General features: G+C 53.4%; 15 protein-coding genes. 6 read left to right on the plus strand and 9 right to left on the minus strand.

What is annotated here, in order from left to right:
- The first annotated feature begins 6 nt into the window (after nucleotides 1–6).
- On the plus strand, nucleotides 7–762 hold the full coding sequence (locus EHT87_RS14445; protein WP_124907368.1) for an SDR family NAD(P)-dependent oxidoreductase: 756 nt from the start codon (nucleotides 7–9) through the stop codon (nucleotides 760–762).
- A 153-nt stretch (nucleotides 763–915) separates the two neighbouring features.
- Entirely contained in the window at nucleotides 916–1,899 is a 984-nt protein-coding gene (locus EHT87_RS14450; protein WP_124907369.1) for a 1-phosphofructokinase family hexose kinase, read from the plus strand.
- Here the strand turns inward: EHT87_RS14450 and EHT87_RS14455 are convergent.
- Nucleotides 1,847–2,671 carry a CPBP family intramembrane glutamic endopeptidase gene (locus tag EHT87_RS14455; RefSeq protein ID WP_124907370.1) on the minus strand — a complete coding sequence of 275 codons (825 nt, stop codon included), beginning with the start codon at nucleotides 2,669–2,671 and terminating at the stop codon, nucleotides 1,847–1,849. The genes EHT87_RS14450 and EHT87_RS14455 overlap by 53 nt on opposite strands.
- 5 nt (nucleotides 2,672–2,676) lie before the next feature.
- Nucleotides 2,677–5,202 carry a magnesium-translocating P-type ATPase gene (gene mgtA / locus EHT87_RS14460; protein WP_221622022.1) on the minus strand — a complete coding sequence of 842 codons (2,526 nt, stop codon included), beginning with the start codon at nucleotides 5,200–5,202 and terminating at the stop codon, nucleotides 2,677–2,679.
- Nucleotides 5,203–5,412: 210 nt separating this feature from the next.
- On the opposite strand from mgtA, the gene EHT87_RS14465 reads away from it, so the two are divergent.
- On the plus strand, nucleotides 5,413–6,639 hold the full coding sequence (locus EHT87_RS14465; RefSeq protein ID WP_185716226.1) for a DUF6544 family protein: 1,227 nt from the start codon (nucleotides 5,413–5,415) through the stop codon (nucleotides 6,637–6,639).
- Here EHT87_RS14465 and EHT87_RS14470 read toward each other — a convergent pair.
- The 4 genes from EHT87_RS14470 to EHT87_RS14485 all read right to left on the minus strand — a co-directional run bounded on the left by EHT87_RS14470 (nucleotide 6,634) and on the right by EHT87_RS14485 (nucleotide 8,918).
- On the minus strand, nucleotides 6,634–7,269 hold the full coding sequence (locus EHT87_RS14470) for a hypothetical protein (protein ID WP_124907372.1): 636 nt from the start codon (nucleotides 7,267–7,269) through the stop codon (nucleotides 6,634–6,636). The two genes, EHT87_RS14465 and EHT87_RS14470, sit on opposite strands and share 6 nt — an antisense overlap.
- A 48-nt stretch (nucleotides 7,270–7,317) precedes the next feature.
- Nucleotides 7,318–7,887 carry a hypothetical protein gene (locus tag EHT87_RS14475; protein WP_124907373.1) on the minus strand — a complete coding sequence of 190 codons (570 nt, stop codon included), beginning with the start codon at nucleotides 7,885–7,887 and terminating at the stop codon, nucleotides 7,318–7,320.
- 122 nt (nucleotides 7,888–8,009) lie between these two features.
- The gene (locus EHT87_RS14480; protein WP_124907374.1) at nucleotides 8,010–8,564 is read right to left on the minus strand and encodes a DUF6992 family protein; all 555 of its coding nucleotides are present in this window, start codon (nucleotides 8,562–8,564) and stop codon (nucleotides 8,010–8,012) included.
- A 15-nt stretch (nucleotides 8,565–8,579) separates the two neighbouring features.
- Nucleotides 8,580–8,918, minus strand: coding sequence for a thioredoxin family protein (locus EHT87_RS14485; RefSeq protein ID WP_124907375.1), 339 nt, complete (start codon nucleotides 8,916–8,918; stop codon nucleotides 8,580–8,582).
- Nucleotides 8,919–9,227: 309 nt separating this feature from the next.
- On the opposite strand from EHT87_RS14485, the gene EHT87_RS14490 reads away from it, so the two are divergent.
- Nucleotides 9,228–10,388, plus strand: a complete 1,161-nt coding sequence (locus EHT87_RS14490; RefSeq protein WP_221622023.1) for a sensor histidine kinase — start codon at nucleotides 9,228–9,230, stop codon at nucleotides 10,386–10,388.
- Nucleotides 10,351–11,073 carry a LytR/AlgR family response regulator transcription factor gene (locus EHT87_RS14495; RefSeq protein WP_124907377.1) on the plus strand — a complete coding sequence of 241 codons (723 nt, stop codon included), beginning with the start codon at nucleotides 10,351–10,353 and terminating at the stop codon, nucleotides 11,071–11,073. The genes EHT87_RS14490 and EHT87_RS14495 overlap by 38 nt, the downstream gene beginning before the upstream one ends.
- Nucleotides 11,074–11,132: 59 nt before the next feature.
- Here the strand turns inward: EHT87_RS14495 and EHT87_RS14500 are convergent, their stop codons facing one another.
- Genes EHT87_RS14500 through EHT87_RS14510 form a run of 3 tightly spaced genes read right to left on the minus strand, consistent with a single transcriptional unit; the run spans nucleotide 11,133 to nucleotide 15,982 of the window.
- Nucleotides 11,133–13,319, minus strand: coding sequence for a xanthine dehydrogenase family protein molybdopterin-binding subunit (locus EHT87_RS14500; RefSeq protein WP_124907378.1), 2,187 nt, complete (start codon nucleotides 13,317–13,319; stop codon nucleotides 11,133–11,135).
- A gap of 3 nt (nucleotides 13,320–13,322) precedes the next feature.
- Nucleotides 13,323–15,518, minus strand: a complete 2,196-nt coding sequence (locus EHT87_RS14505) for a xanthine dehydrogenase family protein molybdopterin-binding subunit (protein WP_124907379.1) — start codon at nucleotides 15,516–15,518, stop codon at nucleotides 13,323–13,325.
- The gene (locus EHT87_RS14510) at nucleotides 15,515–15,982 is read right to left on the minus strand and encodes a (2Fe-2S)-binding protein (protein WP_124907380.1); all 468 of its coding nucleotides are present in this window, start codon (nucleotides 15,980–15,982) and stop codon (nucleotides 15,515–15,517) included. The genes EHT87_RS14505 and EHT87_RS14510 overlap by 4 nt, the downstream gene beginning before the upstream one ends.
- A gap of 974 nt (nucleotides 15,983–16,956) precedes the next feature.
- On the opposite strand from EHT87_RS14510, the gene EHT87_RS14520 reads away from it, so the two are divergent.
- Nucleotides 16,957–18,255: a hypothetical protein gene (locus EHT87_RS14520; protein ID WP_229321095.1), complete on the plus strand. Its 1,299-nt coding sequence runs from the start codon at nucleotides 16,957–16,959 to the stop codon at nucleotides 18,253–18,255.
- The last annotated feature ends 24 nt before the right edge of the window (nucleotides 18,256–18,279 follow it).

The raw sequence follows: 18,279 nt of genomic DNA on the forward strand, positions 1-18,279 counted from the left end.
ATTCGTATGGAAAAGGACTTACAAGGAAAAGTGGCGCTGGTGACCGGAGCCGCTTCGGGTATTGGTGAAGCCATCGCGTTGCTGTATGGTCAGCACGGCGCCAGTGTCATGCTCTCCGATGTGAACGAAGAAAGAGGTCAACACGTCACCGATCAAGTGGTGGCTGAAGGGGGTATCGCCCGGTTTTTCAAAGCCGACGTCGGTGACCCCAGGCAGTGTCAGCAACTCATTGAGGAAACCGTCTCTGCATTTGGCGGCCTGGACATGGCGTGTAACAATGCCGGGATTGGGGGCGAGTTGAACCTTACGGGCGATTATTCGCTGGAAGGCTGGCAGAAAATTATTAACATCAATCTTAACAGCGTCTTTTATTGCCTGAAGTACGAACTGGAAGCCATGCTGAACCAAAACCGCCCCGGGTCAATCATCAACATGGCTTCCATTCTGGGGCAGGTCGGAACGGCGATGTCGCCGGGATATGTGGCGGCCAAACACGGCGTGGTGGGGTTGACCCAGACGGCGGCTATTGAATATGCGCCGAAAGGGATTCGCATCAATGCCGTCGGACCGGCTTACATCGATACCCCCCTGTTAGGCGTATTACCGCAGGATGTCAAAGCGATGCTGGTTGGCCTTCATCCCATCGGTCGGCTGGGCCGGGCCGAAGAAGTGGCCGAGCTGGTCATCTGGCTCTCGTCGGAAAAAGCCTCGTTCGTGACGGGTTCGTATTATCCCATTGACGGGGGCTATTTGGCCCGGTAACTGGACCGGGTACGAAAAAAGGTTTGATCGTGCGTATGAACAAGGTATTTTAGCGTCGACTACCGTAACGGAATGGGCAGTTAATTGGGGCAAAAACTCAATTCAAGTGCTCATTTTTTTTGTGCAACATTCCCAACCAGTAACAAAATCACCATGATCATTACCCTGACTCTGAATCCCGCGGTTGATATCAGCACAACGGTTGACCACCTGGTTCCGGAACAGAAACTGCGGTGCGCAGCGGCCCGCTACGATCCGGGCGGAGGGGGTATCAACGTTTCCCGGGCCATTCACCGGCTGGGTGGAGAATCACTGGCGGTATTTCCAACCGGTGGAGCAACCGGTTCGTTGCTGGAAAACCTGGTAGCCGGGCAACAAATTGATTTTCAGACCGTCCCGATGGCGGGTTGGACGCGGCAGAGTATTGTCGTGCTGGAAACCGCAACCCGACAACAATTTCGCTTTGGGTTGCCGGGACCTGCCTGGTCGGTTGCGGAGGGCGAACTTTTTCTGGACGCGTTACGGGCTTTTTCGGCTCCCCTTGATTATGTCGTCCTCAGCGGCAGTATGCCCCCCGGTCTTCCCGTGGATTACGGTGCCGCAATCGCCCGAATCGTCAAGCGCCAGGGTGCTCGGTTGATTCTTGATACCTCCGGCGAACCCTTGCGGATGGCCGTTCAGGAAGGCGCGTTTTTGCTTAAACCTAATTTGGGCGAATTAGCCTCCCTGGTGGGGGTTGACAAACTGGAGCTGGACGAAGTGGAGGAAGCGGCCCGGTCGGTCATCCGTCGGAGCTGGTGTGAAGTGGTGGTCGTTTCGTTGGGTCCGGCGGGAGCCCTGCTGGTAGCCGGAAGCGGCAATACCGATCAGTATGCGTGTTTTCGGGTTCCGGCTCCCACGGTTAAAAAGCAAAGTACGGTGGGAGCTGGTGACAGCATGGTCGGCGGGATGGTATACGCCCTATCGCAGGGCAAATCATACGAAGATATGCTGCGGCTCGGCGTGGCCTGTGGTACGGCAGCCACGATGAATCCCGGCACCGAATTGTTTCATCCCGACGATGTGGAACGACTGCTGACCTGGATCAATCAATCCGGAAAGAAGGGCTTTTTACCCGCTCCCGACGGGATAAATTAGCGGGTTTCAGAATTACCAGGATACCAATTCCCCATAGGGTTACCAGCATTCCCACTGAATTCATCACGCCGGGCCGATTTAAGTCGGCCATGAAAGCAATATCCATTGAAGCATGAAAAAGAGCGCAAACCAGTACACTTCCCCGGCTACTGTTAAAAAGCCAGGTGAACAGAATCGACCCTGTTAAGAGACTCATAAGCCAACCGCCAATCCCGGCTATATCCATCGTGTAATACCCGGATCGGACATAAAAAAATAACGGCCAGTGCCAGATCGCCCAGCCTGCCGTTAAAATCAGGGACGACAGGAGAGCAGAATACCGTTGTTGTAAGCGGGGTAAGGCAAATCCGCGCCAACCGGTTTCTTCACCAAAACCAACCACGAAAACGGTTAGGGCAATATATTGGTAAGGCAAAAGGCTGGAAAGCTCCCGGGAATGCCAGAGGCCGCTCCAGTTAACGATTTCAAGAGCGCCTTCGGTGTTTATCCAAACGGCAAAAAAAAGAATCAGAAAGGGGAAAAAGGGCAAAAACAGCCAGTAAAAAACGGGCCGGCGGGGCACAAGCAAGTTTCTTAAAAGAGTTGGTAAGCTGGCTTTCGGGTCCTCTATCTTACTCCAGAAAATCGCCGAGATCAGGGGGCCTACCAAGCCCGCATAATGCAGAAAAGCGGACGTTTTCCAGAATACAGGGAAAAAAGGAAGAAAGTAGGGCGACCAGCACAACCAGGAAATGGCATAAGCGGTCAGAAAGAACAGGAGTAGATTTTTCATGGAGATTATCGTTTTACGCCTGTCAATCGGGCTGTCCTGCCATTCATTTTAGCGGTTTTATTAACTCTAAAAAAAGCAATTTTCAGGATGTCGGCCGTGATGGTATAAAGCACCAGAATACCACCCAGAGCCAGTACTTGTTGCGAATGGGCGATTGAAAAACCCAGCATCTGGGCCAGGGGCGAAACCGGCAGATACACCGTAATCAGAATCGAAACCAGTCCCGTTATGACCAGCCAGTTGCCCGGCTTGCTTTGGAAAAACGATTTCCGGGTGCGGATGATGAACAGAATGATGATTTCCGTCAGGGCCGATTCCAGAAACCAGCCGGTTTGAAAGGCGGAGCCCGAAAGATGAAAATAATAATAGAACACATAGAAAGTAAGGAAATCGAACAGCGAACTGTGAAGGCCAAAAACGATCATAAAATTTTGGATCATTTTCAGGTCCCATTTCCGGGGAGTGGTCAGTTGATCCCCATCCACCTGATCCGATGCAATGGTCAAAAAAGGCAGATCGGTGAGCAGATTGGTCAGCAGAATTTGCTTGGGGAGCATCGGCAGAAAAGGCAGCAGCAGGGAAGCACCGGCCACGCTGAACATATTGCCGAAAGTGGCACCGGTGGTGATGAAAATATACTTCATGGAATTTACGAACGACTTGCGTCCTTCTTCAATGCCATCGGCCAGCACCGACAAATCTTTTTCCAGCAACACAAAATCGGCGGCTTCCTGCGCCACATCCACGGCATTGCTGGTCGATATGCCCACATCAGCGGCATGAATAGCCGCCACATCGTTGATACCGTCGCCGATGTAGGCCACGGTGGCATTCGATTTTTGCAATGCGATGATAATGCGTTCTTTCTGATGCGGTTCGATTTCGGCAAACACATCCGTTTGCCGAACTTGCACGATAAGCGCTTCCGGACTGAGCTGATCCATTTCTTCCCCCGTCAGAATGACCGGCTGAGCAATGTCGATCAACTGGGCCGTATGCAAAGCGACGTACCGATTATCGCCGGTAATGATCTTCACCTGGATGTGCAGGTGCCGAAGTCGTTCGATGGAGGTCAGGGAACTTTCCTTCAGCGGATCTTCCAGCAGGATGAAGCCCAGAAAAATCATTTGCTGTTCATCGTCGCGGGTTATCTTATCAGCGGTCATGGGTTTGTAAGCCAGTCCCAACACCCGGTAACCGCTTTGACAGTAGGCCGCAAACCGGCTTTCAATCGCTTGACGGATCGCCACGGTAATGGGTTCGGTCTGCCCGGACGGCGATTCCACCGAACTACAGACCGCCAGCAGGTTGCTCAGGGCGCCTTTGGTAATAAAAAACCGCTGTTCCCCTTTTTGAACCGCGATGCTCAGCCGTTTGCGAATGAAATCATACGGGATTTCGTCCCGCTTTTCGTAGCCCTCGGCGGTTAGGTTTAGGGCACCGATGGCCTGATCGATGGGATTCGAAAAGCCCTGTTGAAAGGTCGCATTCAGGAAAGCGTATACCGGTATTCGTTCGTCGGCCTGGCCCTGCCAGTTCACCATCGCTTTGACCGTAGCCGTGCCTTCGGTAATGGTCCCGGTTTTATCCGTACACAATACGGTCACTTCCCCAAAATTGAAGATGGAGGACAGCTTTTTAACGATTACTTTTTTCTTCAGCATGCGCCGGGCTCCCGCCGACATGGCAAACGTCATGATGGCGGGCAGAAGTTCGGGGGCCATGCCGATGGCGAGCGCCAGCGAAAACAGGATCGAATCGAAAACCGGCTTTTTAAAATACAGGTTGGCCATCAGAATCACCAGCGACAGCAGGACCGTAATGCGCAGGAGAAAGTAACCGAAGTGTTTGATGCCTTTCTCAAAAGCGGTTTCCGGAGTTTGGGCCAGGCTGTGGGTCAACTGACCGAACACGGTTTGGCGGCCCGTTTGCACCACCAGCGCGTATGCACGACCACTGACGACGTTGGTTCCCTGCCACAGACAATTCGTTTTCTGGTGGAGTGGTGCCGTATCCGGGACGGTGCCAACCATTTTCTCGACCGGATACGATTCGCCGGTCAATGAGCTTTCGTTCACGTGCAGTTCATTGCTTTCCAGAATTCGGCAATCAGCCGGAATGATATCGCCCGCATCCAACACCAGCACATCGCCCGGCACCACCTCCGGCGTAACCACCTGCTCTTCTTTTCCATCACGCAAAACGGTATGCTTCAGGGCGATCATGGACCGCAATTTTTCAATGGCCCGTCCGGCATTGCGTTCCTGCCAAAAGCCTAAAAGTCCGGTGGTCAGCAGGATAAAAAGAATGATCAGGGTATCGGAGGTTTCTCCCAACATGGCCGACAACACCACGGCTACAACCAGCAGCAGGATCAGCGGATTGGTAAACTGCCGGATGAACAGTTTCAACTCCCGTTGAAAGCGGCTTTCCGTGCGCCCTAGCTGGCGTTGCTCCTCAATACGCTGGGCGGCCACCGCGCTGTCCAGACCGGTTGAAGTGGTTTGAAATTGAGCCAGTAATTGGTCCAAGGGCAATGAGGAGAAAGCCTGGCCTTCCATAAAAAAGAGTTATAAGACCGTTGGGTCCGTATGTCTGAACATCCAAAAGTAGTGCTGGAAATGGCGAATCAGGTTGATACCTATCATGCCTTTAGACAATTATTGTCATTCCGTTAAACGACTGATCAATACTACATTAGTAGTAAGTTCTTCATTTTCAACCCATTTTATCAGACCACAATGGCTACGCTTCGATTCCTGTTCGTCTGTATTCTCGGACTTCATGGCTTGATTCACCTGATGGGTTTTGTCAGAGCCTGGTTTTTGACGAAAATGGATCTCATCACGGCAACAACGACCATTCCACGATCAACCACGGAGACGAAAGCCGTCGGCCTTCTCTGGTTGCTCACGAGTCTGCTCTTTCTGGCGGCCGTTGGTGTATTTTTAGCCGGCATGGCCCGGTGGTGGCTGGTCGCTTTCGGCGCGGTCTTTGTTTCCCAACTCCTGATCCTGCTCTATTGGCAGGACGCTAAAGCGGGCACGTTGGCTAACCTCCTGATCTTGGCCATTAGCCTCCTGGCGTATGCGGATTGGAATTTCACCGCCAACGTAAAAGCCGAAATCCATAACCTGATGGCCGAAGCCGGTGACGAAAAGCCGTCGGTCATTACGGCTCGGCAAGTAGCCGAAATGCCGTCAATTGTTCAAAAATGGCTTACGCATGCGCAGGTCATTGGGAAAGAACGCATTCAAACCGCTCATCTGACGCAACAAGGCCAGATGCGCACGAAAGTGAACGGCGGTTGGATGCCCGTTGAAGCCCAGCAGTATTTTACCACGAATCAGCCCGGTTTTATCTGGCACGCCCGAATCAAAGCCGCTCCGCTGGTCTATCTGGCCGGTCGGGATAAGTATGAACAGGGGCACGGCCATATGCTGATCAAGGCAATGTCTTTCTGGCCCATCGCTAATACGAGCGGAAACGAAATCGATCAGGGAACGATGCTGCGGTATTTGGGCGAAATGGTCTGGTTTCCAACGGCGGCTCTCAGCCCCTACATCCACTGGGAACAACTTGGGGCAACCACCGCCCGGGCAACCATGAGTTACGGAAAAACGATCGCATCCGGTGTTTTTACATTCACGCCTGATGGCGATGTGATTCGTTACGTCGCTCAGCGCTACGGCGAATTTGAGGGAACCTACCGGCAGGAAACCTGGTCGATTACCCTCAGTAACCACCAGGCATTGGCCGGTATTCGGATTCCCGTGCAGGCAGCGGTAACCTGGCAATTGAAAACCGGTGATTTCACCTGGTATACGGTAACGATAACGGAAATAAACTATAACGACCGGAGTGACCGGGTCCGGATTACCGCCAGACCAATACCGGCTTCCCAGCCCATGGCAAGTGCCCCGCTCAACGAACAGTCGCTTCAAGTAAGGAATCCGGCTGGTTCATGAACGGGTTCGGTGGTTTTTCTCGGCCCGGTCCCGAATACCGCGCAGCATTTTCCACTCCATGATAAAATGAGCGGGTTCGGTGACCATTCGCCAGATCACAAAGTTGGCAACTGTTGGCGGGTAATACATGCGGTATACGGTCAACAGCCGGGTCGATCCATCGGGCTGTGGAACCAGATAAAACAACCAGCTATTCTGGAATTCCTGGTTAGCTCCGGTGTAAAAAAGCAAATGCCGGTTTTCCTGAATGGCCACCAATCGTGGACCACCCATTGGCCCCAGTAACAGGGTATCGCCTAGCCGGATGTGCTGATACCGGGGCAATATCCGATCGGCACTATGAACGTTTAACCCCAGTAGATTTTCCAGTCCGTCGTAACTGTAGAGCCCGGCTTTTCGAATCCCCAGCTGCTTCAGCCAGGGCATAATGGCCGAAGCCGGTGCCCGGATCGTGATCGCACGGATGTTGCTATACGTTAGCGACTGGAGTAACGAATCGCCGGGGTAAACGGCGTTCCATTCCCGGTCTGTCGTTCCCCAGCGTTTGAAAAACAGGTTCAGACCAATCAGGTAAAAAAGGTAGACGAAAAGACCGATCAGACCCACGGTCTTGAGGATGCGCACTGCCATAGGAAAGACGGACCGGGCCAATCGGGTGGAGTCATTTCGTTTTTAAAACTACCGTTCTCCAACGGTGCTAAAGGTATATCCCAGGGTGAAATCACCCGCTCCTTCCACGTTTCCCCGAAAAATCCGGCTACCCAGCGACAGGTTGAGGTAAAAATTACGGCGATAGGTTCGTTGAAAACCCCACAGCGCTTCGACGCCAAAGCCACTTCCGTTACCAATGGGTACGTGTTCCGATTCGTTTTTGGCCACGGCGGGTAGTTTGTAGCGGGTTTTAACGCTGAGGTAATTGCCGGAATTATACCGGATGCTTTTCCCTTTTTCCAGGCGTCGATCCAGGTTATAGAAATACCGGGTGCCAACCGACAGATCGGGGTTCGCCGTACTGGAAGCGTAATAGGTCGTTTTGTCGGGAGACGTTTCCACTTCTTTAGTTCTGGTATACGTTGTTACCCGTGCTTCCGAAACGAGTGTAACCCGATTTCCCAGTCGCGTTTCATTCAGAATACCGGGTTCCAGAAAAGCCGCCCGCCAGACGGATTTTACCAACAATGGCTGTTCTGCAGACTGTCCAAAGGCCAAAAGGGGCATCAGCAGGAGGGCAATCAACGCGGTTTTCATGGTGGTATACCTGGTTTAGTTCATACACCAAAAATTGGATTTTCCCTTTCAATGAACAATGATCGAGGTTGGAAAACAGCCTGATCGTAATCAGCTATTACGGCAATGATGAAGGCAGGAAGTTAATGAAGCAGGTGGTTTCGAAACCGTTTTTGATGGGACGTGAGCAGCAGCAGAGACGTTACATCAAGCGTTAACAAAGCGCCACCTTGCAGCATAATGGATTTGCCAAATCCGTGAAAAACGGCTTGATTTTCTCCGCTGGCTTGCTGATGGAGCAGCAGACCCGTCGCCAGATAAGCCAGGTCAAGGCCCACATTAATGAGAAGCAGGCGCTTGAATTGGGTACTCTTTTGAGCGACTGATTGCGATGAGAAGGGCAGTTTTGGATGACGGACTTTATACCACATAGAACCGCCGACGAGCAGGTTAATGCTGCCCCAGGCCGCATTCATGTGGTGAAACTGGTGGGCTTCTCCCTGACTAAAAAACATGGCCGTACCGCCCACCACCAGATTGGTGGCGGCCCAGGCACTTAATACCCTGGCATGGGTAAGTTCGTGCCGAAACAAATAATCCCGTTCTCGTTTACTGGTTGCTGAATCACCCGCGACAGGCTGAGCCTTGGCAATTATCGCCAGCAGGAGACCGGCGATAAAAGTGAGTACCTTTGACATCGTTCCGCTTTTCGATCAATCCGTTATTAACCGTTCAGACTGACTCGTCAGCAGGTCTTTATCCACCATGCCGACGTGCCGCCAGAGTTCGATTCCCTGCCGAATCAGGATGAAAGCGGGTGTTTGAGTAATGTCAAAGCTCCGAAAAACGTCCGCCTGAGTGGATTCCTCGATCTTTAGAATCCGCACCTGATCCCCCATATGCTGCTGCAACGAATCGGCCAGTGATCGCACCTCTGCCCGTTGTGACCGTTCAATTTGCTCGGGCGGCATGAAGATCAACAAGACCTCAGACCGGGTCTGAAGCGGTTTTAGGTGTGAATCTTTGAGTTTAATCCAACTGATGTTTGCCATTATCTTAAAAACAAAGATTTAATTTTTCTTTTTATTGGGTAAAAATGGAGGTTTCGCGAATCAATTGCCTTGATATTAGTTAGGAGTTATTCTGATAGTTAGCAGGATTCAACGCAGTCGTGTTCTGGAATACAGTTTATACACAGGAAGTGTTAAGCGGGCATTCGGTTGAGGAAGCCGATTTTGAGCACCGGTCCCCGCCAAGGGGTGAAATTCCGGAAAGCGACGTTATCCGGACAACCTCCCTTCGCTGCAAATAACGGGCTGTTCCCTGCAAACCGTTTCCGGGTAGCAGGGAACAGTCTATTTTTGTTTGTTTTTATCGTTATTTTGCGGGTCAAAACACTTTATAATAGCATGTTAGCGGGCCGGTATGCATTCGTCCGGATTCTGACCGGCTGGTTTTTTCTCAGCCTGCTCTACGGTTTTCAGCAATACCTGCTGTATTCGCTGGACGGGATCAACTGCGGTTTTTGGGAAAGCCTCTTCAGTCAGGTTCCTAACTTTTTGCTCTGGAGCGTCTACGGCCTGCTGATTCGGCGGCTCGATGAACGGTTTCCGTTGGTACAAACGCCGGTTCCGAGGTTAATGGCCATCCACGGCCTGACGGCTACGGCCATTGCTTCCCTGCACATTCTGGCCTTGGGGACATCCCGGTGGCTTTTGGTGGCCTGCTGCAACTCCGAAAGCTGGCGGCACAGCCTGACTGCTTATTCGCGTGCCTGGTTCTTTTTTCAGTACGTTCTGTACGGAACGATCCTGCTGGTACTGAATGGGTTACGGTGGTATCGGCAGTTTCACGAGGAGCGGACCCAAGCCCTGCTGCTCGAAAAGCAGTTGACGGAAGCCGAACTGCACATTCTGAAAATGCAGCTCAATCCGCACTTTCTGTTCAACGCCCTCAATACCGTCAGCATGCTGATTCGGGTGAAACAACCGGAGCAGGCCACGCAAACCCTGGCGTCGCTCGGTCATTTGCTGCGGGAGTATCTCAAAACCCGTTCGACCCAACTGGTTCCGCTGGTTCATGAACTGACCAATGTGCAGCGCTATCTCGCTATCGAACGCATCCGGTTTCAACACCGGTTTACCTATTCGGTGGATGTGGAGAAGAATCTGGAGGACGCCCTGGTGCCCGATTTGCTGTTGCAGCCGCTGGTCGAAAACGCGATTCGGCACGGTTTTAACCAACCGATGACCACGTGTCATCTTGACCTTCGGATTTCCCGGCAGGCCGACCAGCTCCTGATGACGGTGCAGGATGACGGCATCGGTTTTGATCCAACGACGATCAAAGCGGGCATTGGCCTGACGAACACCCGACAGCGACTCGCTAAAATTTACGGCGAAACGGCCACCTTCCGGGTTGAAAGCGAACCCGGTAAAGGTACGGTTCTCCATTTGACGATTCCCTTTCAAACCGTAAAAGAACATGAACAGCCGGAAGCCTTTGAAAGTGTGCATCATTGACGATGAACCGCTGGCCCGCGAGGGGCTTTGCTGGTTGGTTGGCCAGGAGCCGGATGTCGAAGTGCACGGTTCTTTTGCCACTGGAAATGAGGCCGTTGACCAGCTACGACTATTCAGACCCGACCTGTTGTTTCTAGACGTACAAATGCCCCAGCTGAACGGATTTGAGGTCCTGCGGGAACTCGTCGAGGTCCACCAGCCCGTCGTTATTTTCGTCACGGCCCACGAAATGTATTCCCTGCAAGCCTTTCGGGTGAAGGCATTCGATTACCTGCTCAAGCCCTTCTCCGACGACGATTTGCGGACCACGCTAAACCGGGCCCGCCAATATGTGCAAGGCTTGCAAGCTTTGCGGGAAAAGTCGGAAACGTTTCTGACGACGCTCGTCGCCAAAACCAAACGCGGTACCGAACAGATTCCGGTTTGTCAGATCGAGTCCATCACGTCCTACGATTACTACACCTGCGTTGTCGCGGGTTCGCAGAAATACCTGCTTCGCCAGTCGATGAACGAGTTGGAGAAACAGTTGAATCCATCGGAGTTTGTGCGCATACACCGGACGGCGATCGTGCCCATCCGGCTGATCCAGTCGTTTACGTCGGACCAGGCCGCCACGTTTTCCGGCGCGTGCTTTCCGGTCAGTCGGGCGGGTTTAGCCCGGCTGAAAGCCCGGTTATTGCGGTAAAATCGTCGATCCGGTTGGTTATGGCCGGTGTGGCTGACCACTCAAAAATAGGCGTTGCATTAAGCTTTAAGCACCTCGTCGAGCGCAAATGGCAGTTTCCGGATGCGCCGGCCGGTCAGGTTGAACACCGCGTTGGTTAACGCGGGTGCAATGGGTGGCAGGGCGGTTTCGCCCACGCCCGTTGGCTGGCCGGTCGTGCCGATCACAAACACCTCGATTGCGGGTATTTCAGCGATGCGCAAGACCGGATAATCATGAAAATTACTTTGCTCTACCCGGCCTTTCTGTAGGGTTATTCCTTTTTTGATAGCCGCGGTCAGTCCCATGATGATATTTCCTTCGGTTTGCGCCCGGACATTATCCGGGTTGATCGCCAACCCGCAATCGATGACCGAAAATACGCTTTCGATGGTGATTGAACCGGCTTTCCGGGCTACCACACAGACGTGCGCGCAGTAACTATCGGCAAACCGGGTGATGGCCATTCCCCGTCCTTTTCCCGGTGGCAGCGGTTTATGCCAGCCCGATTTTTCGGCCAGTAAGGTCAACACCTGCTGGGCGCGCTGATCATCCGCCAGGAGCCCCGCACGGAACAGCAACGGATCTTTTCCGGCAGCCACGGCCAGTTCGTCGACAAACGATTCATACGCAAAAGTGATGTTGGAACCATAAACGGCCCGCCACCAGACAATCGGAATCCGGGATTTGGCCAACTGAAAGCTATATTTCGAATGGGGGAAATGGTATATCCCATCGCCCCGCGCCCAATCGTCGGCCTGCGTTTCCAGAAGTCCGCCCTCAAAACCGGATTGATGCCGAATGGAGGCCGTGGCCACTTTGTGTTGGAAGGCAATGACCTCACCGGCCAAATTCAACCCGGCTTTCAACGTATTCACTACTCCGGGCCGAAACGGTCCCTGCTGCAGATCGTCCTCCCGCGTCCAGATTACCTTGACCGGCGCGTTTACCTGTTTTGACAGACAAACCGCTTCCAGCAGGTAGTCGTAATAGGCTTTTCGGCCAAAAGCTCCACCCGAAAAAAGGACGTTCACTTTTACGTTTTCCGGAGGAATTTGCAGGTACGCAGCAATTTCTTTCACGGCCCAATCCGCGGCCTGGACGGGAGCCCAGACGTCACAACGATCGCCCTGAACGTGAGCCACGGCATTTTCGGGTTCCATCGGTGCGTGAGCCAGAAAAGGGGTTTCATACTGCGCTTCCAGCTGGCGCGGAGCCGTTGCCAGCGTCGTCTCAAAATCACCCTCCTGTTTGTACACCACACCCTCCGATTTTGAAAGCTCGTAAAGACCGTTGAAATAGTCGGTGGTGCTTTCGGTGAAAGAATCCGCATCCTTCCACGTCACGGTCAGGGCTTTGCGTCCCTGCAGGGCGGTAGCATACGAATCAGCCAGCACCGCAACCGCAGCCGGGCGGGCGTGGAGCAGGGGCCGCTCCGCAATCACTACATGGCGGACTCCCTTGATCCGCAACGCGTTGGTCGCATCCAGGCTTTCGACGGTGCCATAAATGGTTGGCGCGTGTTCAATGGCAGTGTATAACATTCCCGGCACGGTGGCGTCGATGCCAAAAATAGCTTTTCCCGTCACTTTGGGCCGAACGTCGGGTCGGTGAGTTGCTTTCCCGATCAGGGTAAAATCCTCTTTTTTTTTCAGCTTTGGGTTCGTCGGGATTTCCAGTTTGGCCGCATCCTTCACCAATTCACCGTAGGTGAAAGGTCGCAACCCCGGTTTTGTTCGGCAACGAACGGTCCCTTCCCGGGCATCGCAATCCGTCAGGGGCACTTGCCAGCGTTGGGCGGCCACCGTCAACAGCATCTCTTTGGCGGCTGCTCCGGCTTTCCGCATTGGCTCCCAGGCCGAACTGACGCTGCTGCTGCCGCCCGACAATTGGGAACCGTATTGCTGGCTACCATCCGAAAACCGAATTGTTACCTGATCGAGTCGCACCTCCAGCTCTTCGGCTAGTAGCAGGGCAATCGCCTGATAGGTACCCTGGCCCATTTCCGGATGCGGATTGATCAACATGATTTTTCCGGTTTGGTCAATGCGGATAAAAACCGTCAGCTCGGTGGAATCCCCATTGACCAAGCGTGGCCTTTTACCGGGTTCTTTTGCCCTTTTCTGGGCGGTGCCCAACAGCGAAAAACCGAGCATAAGGGCCACCCCCGAGGATAGGGTTTGTTTGACGAAGACCCGGCGATTGGTTAGTTTATGAATGCTATTCATGGTTCATGCCTGGTTTAAATCAATCGGCAACCGTCGAATCCGCTTCCCGGTAGCGGCAAACAGGGCGTTGCAAAGGGCCGGGATGGCGGGTGGTAGTCCCATTTCGCCCAGCCCCATCGGATGCGCATCGCTCGGAACAAAGTGAACGTCGATGTGGGCCGGAGCGTCATTAATGCGCATCAGGCGGTATTCGTCAAAATTGCTTTCCCGCACCCGGCCGTTCTCCACGTGAATGGCGCCATTCATCGCGGTGCTAAAACCATCCAGAATACCGCCTTCAATCTGGGCCGTAGCTCCACTGTGATTGATAACCCGTCCACAATCGACCGCAGCAACGACCTTCAGGATTTGATAGGTAGTGGGCGTTGGCCGGGTAATCGTCACCACTTCGGCGCAATAGGTTCCGAACGTGTAATGAGAGGCAAAACCGCGATAATGGCCTTGAGGAGAGGGTTGGTACCAGCCGGATTTTTGGGCAACGAGTTCAATAACGGCCCGCATCCGGGCGGTGCTGAACACCTTATTCCCGTAGGTATTCTGGGCAAACAACCGATCCGTATTCCCCAACAAGTCAAGCTGCAAGTCAACCGGATTTTTGTGGGCCACTGTAGCCAGCTCATCCAGAAACGATTGCAGGTAAAAAGCCGTCACGTTATGGCCCGGCCCGCGCCAGGCACCGTTGGGGATTTTGGTGTTTACCCAAACCGTTTCGGCGCGAAAGTTGGCGATCAGGCCCGCCGGAAAACTATCCGGCCAGAAATACCCGGCGGTTTTGGAATGCCAGGCCACCAGCCGGTTCGTGGCATCAAAACCGGCTTTCAGCCGGCATTGGCCGTATAGGTTATAGAAATCGTGCTGGAAATCATCTTCGCGGGTCCAGATTACCTGCACCGGTTTGCCCACCTGCCTGGACAGAGCAATCGCTTCAACCGCATAATCGGCCTCCAGCCGCCGACCAAAGCCCCCGCCGGCCCGGCTCATCTGGACGGCTATTTTTTCCGCCGGAAGGCCGGTCATTTCCACGGCCCGCTCCTGCACCGCTTTGGGAACTTGCGTGGGGCCAGCCAGGTCGGCCCGATCGGACCGTACATCGGCGCAGTAATTCATGGGTTCCATCGTGGCATGGGCCCAATAGGGAACCTCATAAACGGCCTCATGAAGGCCAACACAAGCCGTAAAGGCCTGATCGACATCGCCTTCGTTGCGTATCGGCGCACCGGAAACCGTATGGAGGAGGTCATTCGCTTTTTGCCGAATGGTCTGGTCCGATTCCTGTTCGCCACCCTGAAAGTCCCATTCAACAGACAATGCTTCCCGGCCTTTCAGGGCGGCCCAGGTCGTTCTGGCGATAACGGCGACCCCCTGAAGGGCAGGCTGGGACGCTACCGCCGGTAGCTGCACAACCTGAATGACACCGTCGATCCGGAGCGCAGCGGTGGCGTCAAACCGTTTTACTTTCCCCTGAAAAACCGGACACCGCGCAATGACCGCAACCAGCGCGCCTTTCGGCCGGCTATCCAGGCCAAAAACGGCCGCTCCCGTTACAATTTTGCGGTTTTCAACCCCGGAAACGGCCGTCCCAATCAAGCGAAAATCTTTCGGGTCTTTCAAACGCGGAAACTCCGGCGTAATCACCTGGGAGATGGTATCATCGACCAGTTCCGCATACGTGTAGGCCTGCGTCGTTCCTCGTCGGTACACGGCTCCTTTCCGGGTAAAACAATCGCTCAGCGGAACACTCCACCGTTTAGAAGCCGCTTCCAGGAATATTTCCCGGGCTACGGCACCCGCTTTTCGGAGCAATTCATAATTTGTTTTAATCGCCCCGCTGCCCGCGGCAACCTGCTCGCCAAACCGGCTATCCAGAACCGCTTGCTGAACGTCGATTTGCGACCAGTCTACGTCCAGTTCTTCGGCAATCAGCATGGGTAATGCTGTCATCACGCCCTGGCCAATTTCCGGATTTTTAGCCAGAATGATAATTTTTCCGGTATTGGTAAACTTTAAATAAACATTCGGTTCAAAATTCTTTTCATCAACGACTGCGCCCGCATTGGCGAACGGAATACCGATGAGCAAGCCAATACCGGCCAGACTACTGACGGTCAGGAACCTCCGCCGATTCATCGAACCAGCCCGACCGGTCGTCAAGGCATGGGAAGCGCCATCGTTGGGGTGAGCTTTAGGGCGCGATTTCATATTTTCCCGGTTTTCTGAGCCGCCAGTTTGATGGCCTTCCTAATCCGGACATATGTACCACAACGACAAAGATTTCCGGCCATAGCCGCATCGATATCGTCATCCGTCGGATTTTTCTTTTTAGCCAGCAGTCCAGCTGCCGCCATAATTTGTCCACTCTGGCAGTAGCCGCATTGGGGCACATCTATATCTATCCAGGCTTGCTGAACCGGGTGAGTCCCCGTGGCCGAAAGCCCTTCAATGGTCGTAATTTTCGATTTCCCAACGGTCGAAACCGGAGTCAGGCAGGACCGGATCGGTTGGCCATTCTGGTGGACGGTGCAGGCACCACACAAGCCTTTTCCACAGCCGTATTTAGTGCCGGTCAGTCCGAGCTCATCCCGCAGGACCCATAGCAGGGGCGTATTCGCGTCTGTCTCAACGGAATAGGATTGGTTATTAACCAGTAAAGTGAACGAAGCCATTCGCAAACGGAGGTAATAAATCGTTAGATTTTATTGGAAAGCCAAGTTCACCAGGTTATGCTGACATCAAAAGAATTCTTCAGCGAAGGCACTCATTTGTGCAGGGAAAGGGCCTACGAACAGGGATCGGGTTCATCCCGTTCCTTATCCTCCCCGAAGTTGGCGGTTCACCGCGGTTTCATCCAGCCTACACCCAACTACAAGATGATGGTTATATCTGATTTCAGTCGTACCGGTCAACTGGGGAGGACAGAGGAGCACTTTTGGGGTTCCAAACGTTTGTAAAGTGTATTACGCGGAAGTCGCCTTACACACATGAGGCCAACCTGTTTCGGACAACCCCATTTTTGAACAGACATTTTGACCCCTAAAGAAACACGTTGTATACCTTGCCAATGAGTAAAGTCAAAAAGCCATGAATTGTTGGTGAAGCGCCATTTTGGGGTCCGATCCAATTTTTTTTCAATATCTTTTGTATTTGACAGAAAAAGACGAGATTTACTCAAACCCGGTGCGGTGGCTCAGGACCTCGATTTCGATCCTCAACGAACTGGAAGCTGGAACTTTTATCAATGAGATCGGCCGTGGCATTTCTGAGGCTATGGCACGGGCCACCTCGCTTTTACACCCCGGGTGCCACCGTAGAAAAGCGGGAATTAGGCCGGTGGGAAAATCACTACCACCAGACTACCGCCGGGCGTCTCCGCGGATTCCGTGACCGGTGAACCATCAACCCTAAAACCCGTGCTTGCTCGTGTTAGCTGAAGGCAGAAAATAATCCTTGATCCACCCGTTGGTAATAGAATTTCTGCCCGGACGAAGCGGGGTCAATAATCCCTGAAAATGACTGGAAGTTAGAAAACAACCAGACTGCCTATCGATGCCTACTTACTGACTTAACCCATATGCTAAAGAAACAGACCGAATCAGCAACCGGAGAGGCAACTTCAAATCAATTCACGCAAACCAAGAAATTGACCCCACTCCTGACCCGACGTGAAATGCTCGGAGTAACCGGTATGGCTGGTTTGGCGGCTTTGACGGGCGTTGCAACCGGTGCGGTTCCGCAAGCTGCGCAGGAAAGGCCCCGAATTGCCTGTATAGTCACCTATTGGGGTGCTACCAGATCCCACGCGGACTGGATTATCACCAAGCTCCTGGACGGTTATTGGTGGCAAGGTGCCCACACGCCTTCGCGGGTAGACGTGGTATCGGTCTATATCCACCAGTTTGAAACGAGCTTACTGGGGCAAAAAATATGCAAATCCAAAAACATTCCGATCTTTAAAACGGTCGGTGAAGCCGTTACCCTGGGAGGGAAAGAACTTGCGGTGGATGGCGTGGTCATCGTCGGAGAACACGGGGAATACCCCACCAATCTCAAAGGGCAGTGGATGTTGCCCCGCTGGTGGCTCTACCAGCAGGTTATCCGGGTGTTTGAGCAGAGCAAGCGCTCGGTTCCGGTTTTTAATGACAAGCACCTTTCCATTAGTTGGGACGAAGCCAAGTGGATGTTTGATAAATCGCGTGAGCTGAACTTTCCCTTAACCGGCGGGTCCTCCATACCAACCTACTTCCGGAAGCCCGAAATAGAGCTCGCCGTCGATACGCCCATCAAGGCATCCGTCGTGGTCGGCGGGGCGTCTGACGAGGGGGCCTTATTCCATTGCGTCGACGTATTACAAGCGTTTGTGGAACGCCGTAGAGGGGGCGAAACCGGTATTAAGGCGGTGCAATGCATCCGGGGGCCTGAAACCTGGAAATGGACCGAGCGAAATCCCTGGGCCGGCAACCTGCTCGAATCCGTACGAACACGGTTTGAACTGAAACCGGGCCACTTTGAGGAAATCGCCAAACCGAATGTATGTATCGTCGACTATACTGATGGGACAAAGGCGGCCATCTATTCCGGTCAGGGTGTGGGCTGGACGTATGCCGGCGAAATAGACGGGCAAAAAGACCCGGCGATCATCTCGATGCTTGACTGGCCCGGCCCCTTCTCGCAGTACCATGCTTCCAACTCCCAGCCCCACTGGATTACCGAGATGATGGTGACCCGGAAAGAACCTTTCCATGCGGAGAGGCTGCTTCTGTCCACCGGAATTGTGGCCTACAACATGGAATCAAACTGGGAGAACGGTCGTTACTCGGCGGTCGGACGGCGGATCGAGACGCCTTTCATGAACATGGCCTACCGTTCGACCCGGGGACCACAATTCAGCAAGGGCGAGCGGCCGCCGAACGTTCCTTATAAACGGGGTTTTGCCGAATAGACCCTGGGCGTACCTTTGGCGCAG

Origin of the sequence: Larkinella knui, assembly GCF_003858645.1 — a bacterium.
Classification (GTDB): Bacteria; Bacteroidota; Bacteroidia; order Cytophagales; family Spirosomataceae; genus Larkinella; species Larkinella knui.

Excerpts from the sequence above, each read along its gene's own strand:
- EHT87_RS14445 (WP_124907368.1), top strand. The coding sequence starts at position 7 with ATGGAAAAGGACTTACAAGGAAAAGTGGCGCTGGTGACCGGAGCCGCT.
- EHT87_RS14455 (WP_124907370.1), bottom strand. The coding sequence starts at position 2,671 with ATGAAAAATCTACTCCTGTTCTTTCTGACCGCTTATGCCATTTCCTGG.
- EHT87_RS14510 (WP_124907380.1), bottom strand. The coding sequence starts at position 15,982 with ATGGCTTCGTTCACTTTACTGGTTAATAACCAATCCTATTCCGTTGAG.
- EHT87_RS14505 (WP_124907379.1), bottom strand. The coding sequence starts at position 15,518 with ATGAAATCGCGCCCTAAAGCTCACCCCAACGATGGCGCTTCCCATGCC.
- EHT87_RS14495 (WP_124907377.1), top strand. The coding sequence starts at position 10,351 with ATGAACAGCCGGAAGCCTTTGAAAGTGTGCATCATTGACGATGAACCG.
- EHT87_RS14450 (WP_124907369.1), top strand. The coding sequence starts at position 916 with ATGATCATTACCCTGACTCTGAATCCCGCGGTTGATATCAGCACAACG.
- EHT87_RS14475 (WP_124907373.1), bottom strand. The coding sequence starts at position 7,887 with ATGAAAACCGCGTTGATTGCCCTCCTGCTGATGCCCCTTTTGGCCTTT.
- EHT87_RS14500 (WP_124907378.1), bottom strand. The coding sequence starts at position 13,319 with ATGAATAGCATTCATAAACTAACCAATCGCCGGGTCTTCGTCAAACAA.
- EHT87_RS14485 (WP_124907375.1), bottom strand. The coding sequence starts at position 8,918 with ATGGCAAACATCAGTTGGATTAAACTCAAAGATTCACACCTAAAACCG.
- EHT87_RS14480 (WP_124907374.1), bottom strand. The coding sequence starts at position 8,564 with ATGTCAAAGGTACTCACTTTTATCGCCGGTCTCCTGCTGGCGATAATT.
- EHT87_RS14465 (WP_185716226.1), top strand. The coding sequence starts at position 5,413 with ATGGCTACGCTTCGATTCCTGTTCGTCTGTATTCTCGGACTTCATGGC.
- EHT87_RS14470 (WP_124907372.1), bottom strand. The coding sequence starts at position 7,269 with ATGGCAGTGCGCATCCTCAAGACCGTGGGTCTGATCGGTCTTTTCGTC.